At 58.3% G+C, this 12,836-nt stretch carries 11 protein-coding genes and 4 tRNA genes; all 15 read right to left on the bottom strand.

All coding sequences use genetic code 11. The features are described from left to right. Positions 1-107 precede the first annotated feature (107 nt). A tRNA-Pro gene (locus tag N438_RS26640) sits at positions 108-184 on the bottom strand. A 42-nt stretch (positions 185-226) separates the two neighbouring features. Further along, positions 227-313 (bottom strand) — tRNA-Leu (locus tag N438_RS26635). Positions 314-336: 23 nt separating this feature from the next. Then, positions 337-412 (bottom strand) — tRNA-His (locus tag N438_RS26630). 55 nt (positions 413-467) lie between these two features. Next, positions 468-544, bottom strand: a tRNA-Arg gene (locus N438_RS26625). Between the two features lie 102 nt (positions 545-646). Beyond that, positions 647-2,032, bottom strand: coding sequence for an amino acid permease (locus N438_RS26620; RefSeq protein ID WP_012969196.1), 1,386 nt, complete (start codon positions 2,030-2,032; stop codon positions 647-649). A 205-nt stretch (positions 2,033-2,237) separates the two neighbouring features. After that, positions 2,238-2,978, bottom strand: a complete 741-nt coding sequence (gene wecG, locus N438_RS26615) for a lipopolysaccharide N-acetylmannosaminouronosyltransferase (protein WP_012543241.1) — start codon at positions 2,976-2,978, stop codon at positions 2,238-2,240. Positions 2,979-2,989: 11 nt separating this feature from the next. Further along, a complete protein-coding gene (wzyE, locus tag N438_RS26610) occupies positions 2,990-4,336 on the bottom strand; it encodes an ECA oligosaccharide polymerase (protein WP_004886822.1) in 1,347 nt (448 codons plus the stop codon). After that, complete coding sequence (locus tag N438_RS26605; protein ID WP_032734012.1) at positions 4,333-5,409, bottom strand: TDP-N-acetylfucosamine:lipid II N-acetylfucosaminyltransferase; 1,077 nt, start codon at positions 5,407-5,409, stop codon at positions 4,333-4,335. The genes wzyE and N438_RS26605 overlap by 4 nt, the downstream gene beginning before the upstream one ends. Continuing rightward, complete coding sequence (gene wzxE, locus N438_RS26600; protein ID WP_008807961.1) at positions 5,406-6,656, bottom strand: lipid III flippase WzxE; 1,251 nt, start codon at positions 6,654-6,656, stop codon at positions 5,406-5,408. The genes N438_RS26605 and wzxE overlap by 4 nt, the downstream gene beginning before the upstream one ends. 1 nt (position 6,657) lies before the next feature. Continuing rightward, a complete protein-coding gene (rffA, locus tag N438_RS26595; protein ID WP_022065886.1) occupies positions 6,658-7,788 on the bottom strand; it encodes a dTDP-4-amino-4,6-dideoxygalactose transaminase in 1,131 nt (376 codons plus the stop codon). Positions 7,789-7,792: 4 nt separating this feature from the next. Beyond that, a complete protein-coding gene (rffC, locus tag N438_RS26590; RefSeq protein WP_032734011.1) occupies positions 7,793-8,467 on the bottom strand; it encodes a dTDP-4-amino-4,6-dideoxy-D-galactose acyltransferase in 675 nt (224 codons plus the stop codon). Further along, positions 8,445-9,326, bottom strand: a complete 882-nt coding sequence (gene rfbA / locus N438_RS26585; RefSeq protein WP_110234188.1) for a glucose-1-phosphate thymidylyltransferase RfbA — start codon at positions 9,324-9,326, stop codon at positions 8,445-8,447. Before rfbA ends, rffC begins: the two co-directional genes overlap by 23 nt. A gap of 18 nt (positions 9,327-9,344) precedes the next feature. After that, entirely contained in the window at positions 9,345-10,412 is a 1,068-nt protein-coding gene (rffG, locus tag N438_RS26580; protein WP_012969200.1) for a dTDP-glucose 4,6-dehydratase, read from the bottom strand. After that, positions 10,409-11,671 (bottom strand): UDP-N-acetyl-D-mannosamine dehydrogenase, encoded by a 1,263-nt coding sequence (wecC, locus tag N438_RS26575; protein WP_008807965.1) that lies wholly within the window; start codon positions 11,669-11,671, stop codon positions 10,409-10,411. The genes rffG and wecC overlap by 4 nt, the downstream gene beginning before the upstream one ends. Next, on the bottom strand, positions 11,668-12,798 hold the full coding sequence (gene wecB / locus N438_RS26570; protein WP_008807966.1) for a UDP-N-acetylglucosamine 2-epimerase (non-hydrolyzing): 1,131 nt from the start codon (positions 12,796-12,798) through the stop codon (positions 11,668-11,670). The genes wecC and wecB overlap by 4 nt, the downstream gene beginning before the upstream one ends. Positions 12,799-12,836 lie beyond the last annotated feature (38 nt).

Below are 12,836 nucleotides of genomic sequence, written 5' to 3'. Positions count from 1 at the left end.
CGTATTCTCAAGCAGAGAGGCGTTTTTTTTATCAGCAAGATCAAGGGAATAAATAATGGCGGGCAGCGACAGAAAACAAAAAACCCCGCCGAAGCGGGGTTCAAAATTGGTCGGCGAGAGAGGATTCGAACCTCCGACCCACTGGTCCCAAACCAGTTGCGCTACCAAGCTGCGCTACTCGCCGAAATACTGCTTTTTGAATTTTTAGTTCAATTCGTTAAAGTCGTGGTGCGAGGGGGGGGACTTGAACCCCCACGTCCGTAAGAACACTAACACCTGAAGCTAGCGCGTCTACCAATTCCGCCACCTTCGCAAATTCACAACTCTATCAAATAATGGGGTGGCTAATGGGATTCGAACCCACGACAACTGGAATCACAATCCAGGGCTCTACCAACTGAGCTATAGCCACCACTGCAAACCTTTTACGCGGTATTAAAACCACCGCAGCTCCAGCACCGGGTTAATGGTGCGCCCGACAGGATTCGAACCTGAGACCTCTGCCTCCGGAGGGCAGCGCTCTATCCAGCTGAGCTACGGGCGCTTAGCGCCGTTGCGGGGTCGGATAATACGGACTTCCTACCCCGCTGTCTAGTGCCTTTTAAAAGAAAATTATCGTTTGCTCATGCTTTGTTCGTTTTGACGGTTATTCAGCCGTATTATTGACTTGCCCCTGTCTTCCGAGGCCAAACACCTTATAAATCAGGGTGACGGCGGCCAGGAAAATAATGCCGACAAACAGCGACATCCGGGTTTCATCATTCAGACCCATCCCTACCAGCACACAGATCAGGAAGGCCATGGTGAAATAGTTGGCCCACGGAAACAGCAGCGAACGGAACGGATGGCTGGCGATTGCCGCCCGATGCACGCGACGGAAACGCAGCTGGCTAATCAGGATCACAAACCATGGCACCATCCCTGGCAACACGCTGGCGCTGTAGACATAGACAAACACCCGCTGCGGATTAGGAATGATGTAATTCAGGCAGGAGCCCACCAGCAGGATCAGAATCGACAGCGCCACGCCGACGGCCGGAACGCCGTTGCGCGATACCTTACCGATCGCCGCCGGCAGTTGGCGGTTCTTCGCCAGGGCGTACAGCATACGTCCACAGCTGTACATTCCGCTGTTGCAGCCGGAAAGCGCCGCCGTCAGCACCACGAAGTTGATAATTCCCGCCGCCGCGGTAATCCCGATTTTGGCAAACGTCAGTACGAACGGGCTGCCGTTGGAGCCGATTTGATCCCACGGGAAGATGGTGACGATAACGAAAATCGCGCCCACGTAGAAAATCAGGATCCGCCACAGCACTTTGCCCACCGCGCTGCGCAGGGTCACCTGCGGATTTTTCGCTTCACCTGCGGTAATGCCGATGAGCTCCACCCCCTGATAGGACGCGACCACGATACACAGCGCCGTCAGGAAGCCCTTCCAGCCGCCGGCGAAGAAACCGCCATGTTCGGTGAGATTACCAAAACCAATGGAGTGGCCGCCGTTGCCAAAGCCGAAGAAAATGACGCCCAGCCCGACGACGATCATCACGATAATGGTGGTCACTTTAATCATGGCGAACCAGAACTCGATTTCACCGTACAGCCGGACCGCCGCCAGGTTCGCCAGCGCCACCAGCCCCACGGCAATTAACGCCGGGATCCACTGCGCCATCTCCGGGAACCAGAACTGCACATAGACCCCGATGGCGGTAATCTCCGAGATCCCCACCGCCATCCACATAAACCAGTAGGACCACGCGGTCAGGTAGCCGAAGAAGGGGCTCATATAGCGATGCGCATACACCGCGAAGGAGCCAGTGACAGGCTCAAGGAACAGCATTTCGCCCATTGAGCGCATAATGAAAAAGACGAACAGGCCAGCGATAATGTACGCCAGCAGCACGGAAGGCCCGGCCCATTTCAACGTACTGGCCGCCCCCATAAACAACCCCACGCCAATCGTCCCGCCAAGGGCGATCAGTTCAATATGCCGGGCCTCCAGTCCACGCTGGAGTTCCGCTTTTTTCTCAGTCATATATCCTCTTGTGTTTGCCGTATTCCGGGTACTCCCGGTTATTGTTATTAACTGAAACCATAGCCTTGCCGACGCGCAGGTCTCCCCCGCGCGTATGAAGCCTGCGAATGGTTAATTAATTTTGCGGAAATGGCAAATAAAGTATCAGGCGAGTGAAGAGATTACACAGAATATGTATGCAAACTCGCCTGGTTGCAGTGGAATATCAGAGCTTGCCGGTATAATGCCAACGTAAATAGCGCAGCAGACGGAACTGTCTCTTGATGCGGCTCGGCTGCAAAAGCAGGCGATAGAACCACTCCAGCCCCAGATCCTGCCAGAACTTCGGCGCCCGATGGACGTGCCCAGTGAAGACATCGTAAGTGCCGCCGACACCCATATACAGCGCGTGCGGATACAGGCGCCGGCAGTCGCGCATGAAGATCTCCTGGCGCGGCGACCCCATCGCGACGGTGACGATTTTCGCCCCGCTGTCGCGAATGCGTTCGAACAATGTCTGGCGCTGCTCAGGGGTAAAATAACCGTCCTGGCTGCCGACGATGTTCACTTGCCAGCGCTGACGCAGCCTGGACTCCGTTTGCGTCAGGACCTCAGGTTTACCACCAACCAAAAACACCGGTGTCCCTTCAGCGCCAGCGCGCTGCATTAACGCTTCCCAGAGATCGGCCCCGGCGACGCGGGATACCTGGGCCTGCGGGTATTTTTTGCGCAGCGAACGCACCACACTGATGCCATCCGCATATTTAAACTCCGCCGCCTCAATCAGCGCCCGTACCTCCGGGTTATCTTCTACGGCCAGCATTTTCTCAGCATTAATGGCCACCAGCGTCCCCTCCCGGAGCGCGCCGTCGGCATACAAATAATCCAGAGCGTGCTGCATATCGCGCCAGCCTATGAGCTGCAGCCCTCTTAACAGGTACAACGGCGCGGAAATGGTCCCAGTCATGTCTATCCTTCTCAGACTTGCGGTTGCGAAAGCGGTTTTACGCGCTTATGAATCAGTCCCACGCTATCCAGGAACCAGTACAGCAATTTCGCCGCCAGCAAGCAGATACCAAAGATCACGAGGAAAAACACCACGCGGGAGCCGAACGAATCCAGACCCTCGCGCGCCAGCACTATCATGTTGAAGATAGCGCCGAAACAGAAACTGTGCAGGATAGCCGCTTTGTAACGATTGCTCTCCCGGTTGCCCAGCTCATACAGCCAGTCGAACCATTTAATAATCAACCCTACCGCCACAGCGCCCAGCGGCACAAACCAGACGCCGCCCATCACCACCAGCGAGCCAATCAGCGTCGGCGAAATCGCCAGCCCCGAATGGTTGTTTAACACCTCCCAGGTGAAGTAGTTGGCGGTATTGAGCACCATCGTCGGACGACCGTGCCACATCCAGCTGGGGATGAAGACGTAGAAATCGCGGATCATCGGCGCCAGCCCCTGGAAATCGATCTTGTCGTAGTTCTGCAGCAGCAGCGCCAGGTTTTCCCACGGTGAGAAGGTGTCGCGCGTGAGATACAGGAAGGTATAAAACGCTTCATCGCCGCTGACGTTCATCCCGTAGCGCTTCAGCGCCAGCCAGAACATGCCGACAATACCCAGCACGCCCGCCGCCGCCAGCATCCACAAGCTGATCCAGCCGCGAATAATACCGATGAACAGAAAGATGGCGAAGGCGATGATGATATTGGCGCGGGTCCCGCCGACAATGGCGTAGGTCAGCAAACCAAAGGCCACGGTGCTGACGAGGAAGAAGATCCACGCCTTATAATCCTGGCGCAGAAAATAAACCACCAGCATCGCCGGAATAAAGAAGTAAAAGAAGCGCTTCAACGCCACGCCGGACACTTCAGCAGAAAAAATCTGGCTGTAGGAGTTGAGCTTAAACAGCAGAAAGCCGTTGTGAGCGAAGAAGATGCCGACGCACAGCAGCGCCAGCCCCATCAGTATGCCCCACGCCAGATGGGTTTCCACCCGGTTCATGGTAAACAGCGGGCGATGCGCAACCTCGCGCGAGGCCGGGCGCAACCGCGTTTTATAGGTCACGTAGTAGATCGCGTAGAAGCACACCGCGATCAGCAGCGTCTGCAGCAAAATCTCCGGCGGCGCTACGCTGACGTCAAAGCGGAACACCAGAATACTGGTCAGCGGGAAGCCGAAGAAAAAGGTCAGCAGAAACAACAACGAGAAAAAGACGTTGAAGTTGAAGCGTACCCGGCGGAACTCAAACCAGGTGGCGGTGGCGATAAACAGGGTCGACAGCAGCCAGACCACCAGCAGCCCGCTAAATTGCATTAACGTCATGCCTGCCCCTCCGCCGCTAACCGTAGCGCCCGCTGCCAGCCCGTCAGATAGTTCGGCCGGAAGAAGGCGATAGTAGATTTATCCACGCTCGCCAGCTGACGCTGCGCTTCACGCACCACGCTGACGTCCAGCGCGTCGCTGGTGAACAGCACCGGCACATGCTGCTCGGTCATATCCTGCCAGAACGGGTTTTCCCGATTGAGCACGCAGGGGATGCCCGCCTGAATCAGCAGACACAGGGTGCCGATCCCCTGCTGGCGGGCAAACAGAAAATAGCCCAGATCGCAGCGGCGCAGCAGCGCCAGATAATCATTAAATTCAAGCTTCTCGCTGAGGATCTGCAGATGCGCATGGCTAAACAGCGCCGCCCCCGCCTCGCGCACCTCGTTGATATAGGCGTCGTTATTCGCCGGATAACCCATCGGCACGATGACATTCACCGTATCGCCAAACTGCTGATGGATAGCCTTCAGCGCGGCAATATGTTCATTGCTGCGATCCCCGGAGTTGCCGACCAGAATAGTCAGGGTATCACTGCGCGGGGCGTTATCGGCCAGGGTATTCAGCGCCGGATCCATACGGGTCGGGAAGTAGAGCAGCTCACCCGGCACACGCGGATGGCGGTTAGCGAACCAGCTGAGATCGCCGCGGGTGGCGAAAACGCGCCCTACTCGCCCCTGCGCCATGCGGCGTAGCGGATAGAACAGGCGAAACTTCAGGCTGGCAGAGTTTTCATACAGATCTGCCCCCCAGATATGCCAGTTAAACTGTGACGGGCGGATGCCGCCACTCAACAGCGCCAGCCACAGCCCGGTATTAAACTGGCCGTGGAAGAAAAAGCGCTGCTGGCGGTTGGCTTTCGCGGTGGCAATCACTGCCTGCGCCAGCGCTTTCTTTCCTGGATAGCAGGTGATGTCCAGTGCCGGATATCCATCACGCACGCTGGCCTCATCACCGACGACCAAAAATCTCCGGGCCTGCGGGTCGGCGGCCAGTTCGTCGTTAAAGAACCGCAGTACGGTCTGGTTATGGTGCGGGATATCCGATCCCAGTACATGTATCAGTGCTGTCATGCCCGTTTACGCCAGAGTAAAAACACGCCACTACAGAGGGCGAAATAAACAATATACGTGGCCATATACGCCTGCGCCGCGCCAATTGCGCCGTGCGCCGGAATAAGCCAGTGTGAGAATGCGGTCAGCAGCGTGAACTGGCTGATTTCCGTCAGAATATAAAAACGTAGCGACGCTTTGGCGATCACCAGATAGCCGTAGACATAGGCGCCGACTTTTAAGACGTCGCCCACCAGCTGCCAGGCGAACAGGTCACGCATCGCGGTAAAGCGATCGGAAAACAGCAGCCAGATGGCAAAATCGCGCAGTAGCCAGACCGTCAGGCTTGCCGCCGCCACCGCCGGCAGAACGAATTTCAGCGATTTGGCAATCTCGCGGGTGATATCCGTTTTGGCGCTCAGCCGCGACAGCGTCGGCAGCAGATAGACGCTAAACGAGGCGGTAATAAACTGCAGGTAGGCATCGGAAATGCTGCTCACCCCCTGCCAAATCCCGACCGCCTCCCAGCCGTAATGCGCCGCCAGCAGATTACGCATCATCACATAGGCCACCGGCAGCGTCACCGAGGTTATGAGCGCCATCAGGGTAAATTTCGATAGCTGTCCCGCCAGACTGTTATCCCAGCGCGGGCGCAGGGCGCTCAGCGGTATATTACCCCGCCGCCAGAGCATGATGCCCGCCGGGATCACCACCAGCGCCGGCACTAACGCCAGCCCCAATAGCGCCCCCTGGTAACCCCCGAAGTAGTAACAGGCATAATAGGCCGCGACGCCAATCAGGCTCCCGGCAATCAGCGAGAAGGCGTTACCCGCCGCATCGCGAAAGCCTTTCATCAGCGCCAGCAGGAAGTTCGCCCAGGCGATCCCCATCTGCACCAGCGCCACCAGGCGTACCAGCCCCTGATAGTGCGTATGGCCGAACAGCCCCTGGCTTATCGGCGCCGCCGCCAGTAAAAACACCAGTGCCAGCAGCGTGGAAAAGCCAAGCACCATAGCCGACGAGGTACCCACCACCTGTTTCAGACGTGGGGGATCGTCGTGATGCTGAGCCACCAGCTTCGTGACGCCGTTAAATATCCCGGCACCCGCCAGCACGCCGAGCACGGTGACCAGCTGCCGGAAGTTACCGGCCTGGCCAACGCCCGCCGGCCCAAACGAGACGGCCAGCAGCTTGACGACCAGCAGACCGGCGCCGATTTTGACCAGCGTCGATGCCGCCGTCCACAGTGAGGCTTTTGCTAACGACATATCAGGAGAAATAGCTCAGCAGCGAGTTAATCACCGTCCGCTGGTTCACCAGAGAGAGATTGTAAAACAGCGGCAGGCGCACCAGGCGCTCGCTCTCCAGGGTGGTGTAGCGGTCTTCACCGTGGAACTCGCCGAAGTGTTCTCCGGCCGGGCAGCTGTGCAACGGAATATAATGGAATACCGCGAGGATCTCCGCCTCTTTCAGCCAGGCGATCAGCCTGCTGCGATCCTCGATATCACGCAGCTTTATGTAGAACATGTGCGCATTTTGCCCACAGTCGGCCGGAACCGTCGGCAGTTCGATACGCCCCGCACGCGCCAGCGGCAGCAGCGCATCGTGATAGTTCTGCCACAGCGCCAGGCGCTGCTGGTTGATCCGCTCCGCCGCTTCCAGCTGCGCCCACAGATAGGCGGCCTGCAGGTCGGACATCAGATAGCTGGAGCCAATATCGCGCCAGGTATATTTATCCACCAGACCACGAAAGAACTGGCTGCGGTTGGTACCTTTTTCACGAATGATCTCCGCGCGTTCCACCAGTGTGCGATCGTTGATAAGCGTCGCCCCGCCCTCACCGCCGGCGGTGTAGTTTTTGGTTTCATGGAAGCTGAAGCAGCCGATATGGCCGATGGTGCCCAGCGCACGCCCCTTATAGGTAGACATCACCCCCTGCGCGGCGTCTTCCACCACAAACAGGTTGTATTTGTCGGCAATGGCCATGATGGTGTCCATCTCGCAGGCTACGCCGGCATAGTGCACCGGGACAATCGCCCGGGTTTTATCGGTGATGGCGGCTTCGATAAGCGTTTCATCGATATTCATCGTATCGCGGCGGATATCAACGAAGACGATTTTCGCCCCACGCAGCACAAAGGCGTTGGCGGTAGAGACAAAGGTATAGCTGGGCATAATCACTTCGTCGCCCGGCTGGATATCCAGCAGCAGCGCGGCCATCTCCAGCGAAGCCGTGCAGGAAGGCGTCAGCAGCGCTTTTGCCGTGCCAAATCGCTGCTCCATCCACTGCTGGCAGCGGCGCGTAAAACCGCCGTCGCCGCACAGCTTGCCGCTGTTCATCGCAGACTGCATGTAATCAAGCTCGGTTCCAACCACCGGCGGCGCGTTAAATGGGATCATGGGGTCACCTGTATAGCCAGTAGGCGGTGCTTTCCACGTTAGCACCGCTGAGAATATAACGTTTAAGCGCGGCGGTGTTGCCCATCTGGGTCGCCACCCGCAGTGTAGAAAGTCCGCGCGAGGCAGCCCAGTGCTGCGCCGCCTGCATCAGTTGCGCCCCGGCGCCGCGCCCGGCCAGCAGGCCGATACGCGCTTCGGTCGCTGTGATCTGCCGCAGGGAGACAAAGGCGCGGATATCCCCCTCAGGATGGCGGTAAATCAGACATTGATGATCGAAGGTGCCACGCACCGCATTTTCAATCCACTGGGCATAGAAGCGGCCGCTGGCATCGGCAGCGTACCAGGGCGCGCGAAAGCGGCTCATGGCAAAGGCCTGCGCCGCCAGCTCGCGCAGCGGCGCAATATCCGCTTCCACGGCAACGTCGGCGCCCGCATCAGCAGGGTTGCCCACCGGTAGCGCCAGATCGACTTCGCCTTCCACCAGCTGAAAACCCAGCTGCTGTAGCGCGTCCAGCCGGACGGTGTCGCTGGCGGCCACCTTCGCCTGCACCCGCGACCACCCCGCCAGCGCCTCAGGCGTCAGCCGCGGCGCACGTTCATCAAAGTGAACGATGGCGCTGTTAACAGCAAAGAAGCGGTTCTCCCACTCCAGGGGATCAATACTGGCGCGGACGGGCACGGAGCAGATCCAGCAGGTATTGGCCGTAGCCGGTTTTTTCCAGCCGCTTCGCGGCGCGTTTGACGCCATCATCGTCCAGCCAGCCGTTACGCCAGCCGATCTCTTCCAGACAGGCGATTTTAAAGCCCTGGCGCTTCTCGACGGTCTGCACGAACATGCTGGCCTCGATCAGGCTATCGTGCGTGCCGGTGTCCAGCCAGGCAAAACCGCGCCCGAGGAGCTCGACGGTCAATGCGCCATCCTCAAGGTACATCTGGTTGATGGAGGTGATTTCCAGCTCGCCGCGCTCGGACGGCTTGACCCGTTTGGCATACTCCGTCACCTTGCCATCGTAGAAATAGAGACCGGTGACCGCCCAGTTCGACTTCGGCGGCTTCGGCTTCTCTTCCAGTGACAGCGCGCGGAAGTTGTCATCAAACTCCACCACGCCAAAGCGCTCAGGATCCATCACCTGATAGCCAAAAATCGTCGCCCCTTCCGTGCGAGCAGCCACGCTGCGCAGCTTCGGGCTAAAGCTCTGGCCGAAGAAAATATTGTCGCCTAGCACCAGACATGCCGGTTCGCCGTTAAGAAAGGCTTCGCCGATGATGAACGCCTGGGCTAAACCATCCGGCGTCGGCTGTACGGCATAGTGCAGCGCAATGCCAAACTCTGAGCCATCGCCGAGCAGGCGCTGGAAATCACGTAGGTCGTCCGGCGTGGTGATGATCAGGATCTCACGTATCCCGGCCAGCATTAATACCGACAGCGGGTAGTAGATCATCGGCTTGTCGTAGATCGGCAACAACTGCTTCGATACGCCGCGGGTGATGGGATGCAGTCGCGTTCCGGAACCGCCCGCCAGAATAATACCTTTCATCATTCCCCCCAGAGATGATTAGCCTTGCAGCCCAAGACGCTCGCCCTGATAGCTTCCATCCTGAACCTGGCGCCACCAGCTCTCGTTCGCCAGATACCACGCCACGGTCTTACGCATACCGGAAGTAAAGGTCTCTGCCGGCGTCCAGCCCAGCTCGCGGGCAATCTTCGAGGCATCAATGGCATAGCGCAGATCGTGGCCCGGACGATCGGCTACGAAGGTGATCAGATCGTGATAGTGCACCACGCTTTGCGGTTTATGCGGCGCCAGCTCTTCCAGCAGCTGACAAATGGTTTCCACCACCTCGATATTTTTACGTTCGTTATGACCGCCGATATTGTAAGTTTCGCCCGGTTCGCCGCGGGTCGCCACCAGATACAGCGCTCTGGCGTGATCTTCCACGTACAGCCAGTCGCGGATCTGCTGCCCATTGCCATACACCGGCAGCGGCTTGCCCGCCAGCGCATTGAGGATCGTCAGCGGGATCAGCTTCTCGGGGAAGTGATACGGGCCGTAGTTATTGGAGCAATTGGTGATAAGCGTCGGCAGGCCATAGGTCCGCAGCCAGGCGCGCACCAGGTGGTCGCTGCTGGCTTTCGAGGCCGAATAGGGGCTGCTTGGCGCATAGGGCGTGGTCTCGGTAAAGAAATCCTCGCTGCCGTGCAGATCGCCATACACTTCGTCGGTCGAGATATGGTGAAAACGGAACGCCGATTTTTTCTCCGTGGCCAGGGTATTCCACCAGCTGCGGGCCGCCTCCAGTAGCGTATAGGTGCCTACGATATTGGTTTCGATAAACGCCGCCGGGCCGTCAATCGAACGATCGACGTGGCTTTCCGCCGCCAGGTGCATCACCGTATCGGGTTGATGCTGACGGAAAATACGGTCCAGCTCGCCGCGGTCGCAGATATCCACCTGTTCAAAGGCGAAACGCGCATCCTGCGCCACTGGCGCCAGCGACATTAAATTGCCGGCATAGGTCAGTTTATCCACCACCACTACGCGATCGGCGGTGTGCTGGATAATCTCCCGCACCACCGCCGAACCAATAAAGCCCGCGCCGCCGGTGACCAGAATGGTTCTCACCGCCACACTCCTTTGGTGTCGATGATATACGCCTGGGTGACGCTATCGCCGCTAACGGCTTTGAATTCATTATGATCGACCAGCATCACCAGCACATCGGCGCTGGCCAGCGCCGCATCGAGGGTCGCCAGCGTACACAGTCCATCGAGTTTCTTCGGCAGCGCGTGAATGTTGGGCTCAACCACCTGCGTCGTGCCGCTGTGCCAGCGGGCAATCTGCGCGGCAATTTCCATCGCCGGGCTTTCGCGCAGGTCGTCAATATTCGGTTTAAAAGCGAGGCCAAAACAGGCGATCGTCAGTTCGCTGGCCCGTTTGTTGGTGGCATTCAGGCAGTCCGCGACCTGTGCTTTCACCTGTTCGATAACCCATTCCGGCTTATGGTCGTTGACCTCGCGAGCGGTGCGGATCAGACGTGCCTGCTGCGGGTTTTGCGCCACGATAAACCACGGATCGACGGCGATGCAGTGGCCGCCGACGCCTGGGCCCGGCTGCAGGATATTGACTCGCGGATGGCGGTTTGCCAGGCGGATCAGCTCCCAGACGTTAATGCCCTGGTCGGCGCAAATCAGCGACAGTTCGTTGGCAAAGGCGATGTTGACGTCGCGGAAGCTGTTTTCCGTCAGCTTACACATCTCGGCGGTGCGCGAGTTGGTCACCACGCATTCACCTTCGAGGAAAATTTTATACAGCTCGCTGGCGCGCGCCGAGCAGACCGGCGACATGCCGCCGATAACGCGATCGTTTTTAATCAGCTCGACCATCACCTGACCGGGCAATACTCGCTCCGGGCAGTAGGCGATATTCACGTCAGCGGCGTCGCCCGCCTGCTGAGGGAAGCTGAGGTCCGGGCGCATCTCCGCCAGCCAGCCGGCCATCTGCTCAGTCGAACCCACCGGCGAGGTGGACTCCAGGATCACCAGTGACCCTTTCTTTAACGTCGGCGCAATGGATTTAGCGGCCGACTCGACAAACACCATATCCGGCTCGTGGCGATCTTTAAACGGCGTCGGCACGGCAATCAGGTAGGCATCCGCCTCCACCGGGGTGGTGGTGGCGCTTAAATAACCCTGTTCGACCGCGGTCTTCACCACGCTCGCCAGATCCGGCTCCACGATATGAATCTCTCCACGGTTAATGGTCTCCACGGCATGTTGATTAACATCAACGCCGACCACCCGCTTCTGCCGGGAGGCGAACGCGGCAGCGGTTGGCAGCCCGATATAGCCAAGGCCAATCACTGAAATGGTAGAAAAACTCATAACGTTACCTGATTATTTTTAAGTGCAGACAAAATTCGACGACATGCTTCACCATCGCCATAGGGATTATGCGCGCGGCTCATCGCCTGGTATGCGGCATCATCCTGCAGCAGTCGCGTGACTTCCGCCACGATGCGCTGGCTGTCGGTGCCGACCAGGCACACGGTGCCAGCGGCCACCGCTTCCGGACGTTCGGTCATATCGCGCATGACCAGTACCGGTTTCCCGAGAGAAGGGGCCTCTTCCTGAATGCCGCCGGAATCGGTCAGGATCAGCCAGGCCCGATCCATCAGCCAGACGAACGGCAGGTAGTCCTGCGGTTCAATCAACATCACATTGTCAATATGACCGAGAATACGATTCACCGGCTCGCTGACGTTAGGATTCAGGTGAACCGGATAGACAATCTGCACCTCAGGGTGGGTATGGGCTATCTCCGCCAGCGCTTGGCAGATCTGTTCAAAGCCGAGCCCAAAGCTTTCCCGCCGGTGGCCGGTAACCAGAATCATCTTTTTACCGTGGCTAATGAAAGGATAGCGCTGCAGCAGGGTCTCCCGTAGCGCTTCATCACCCAGAACCCGATCCCGCACCCAGAACAGGGCGTCAATGACCGTATTCCCGGTGACCGTGATGCGACTGTCGGCAATATTTTCCCGTAGCAGGTTCTGCCGCGAGGTTTCCGTGGGGGCGAAATGGTATGTCGCCAGATGGCCGGTCAACGTACGGTTGCCTTCTTCCGGCCACGGCGAACTTAAATCGCCAGTGCGCAGGCCGGCCTCTACGTGGCCCACCGGTATCCGCTGATAAAACGCCGCCAGGCTCGCCGCCATGGTGGTCGTGGTATCGCCATGCACCAGCACCACGTCGGGTTTAAACGACTCCAGCACCGGCTTCAGCCCCTCAAGGATGCGACAGGTGATCTCGGTCAGCCCCTGCCCCGGCTTCATGATGTTGAGATCGTAGTCCGGGACAATAGAGAAAAGTTTCAACACCTGATCGAGCATCTCCCGATGCTGCGCGGTCACGCATACTTTCGCCTCAAAATGAGGATCCTTTGCCAGCGCATGGACCAGAGGCGCCATCTTGATGGCTTCCGGCCTCGTGCCAAATACAGTTAGTACTTTCACATCGATTCTCTTCGATTAGGCGATGAAGGTCATCTGCC

It is taken from the genome of Klebsiella sp. GL120222-02 (assembly GCF_003097195.1).
In the GTDB taxonomy this organism is placed as follows: domain Bacteria; phylum Pseudomonadota; class Gammaproteobacteria; order Enterobacterales; family Enterobacteriaceae; genus Klebsiella; species Klebsiella variicola.
The sequence above is the reverse complement of the archived record's forward strand: the minus strand, read 5'-3'. Positions and strand labels throughout refer to the sequence as shown.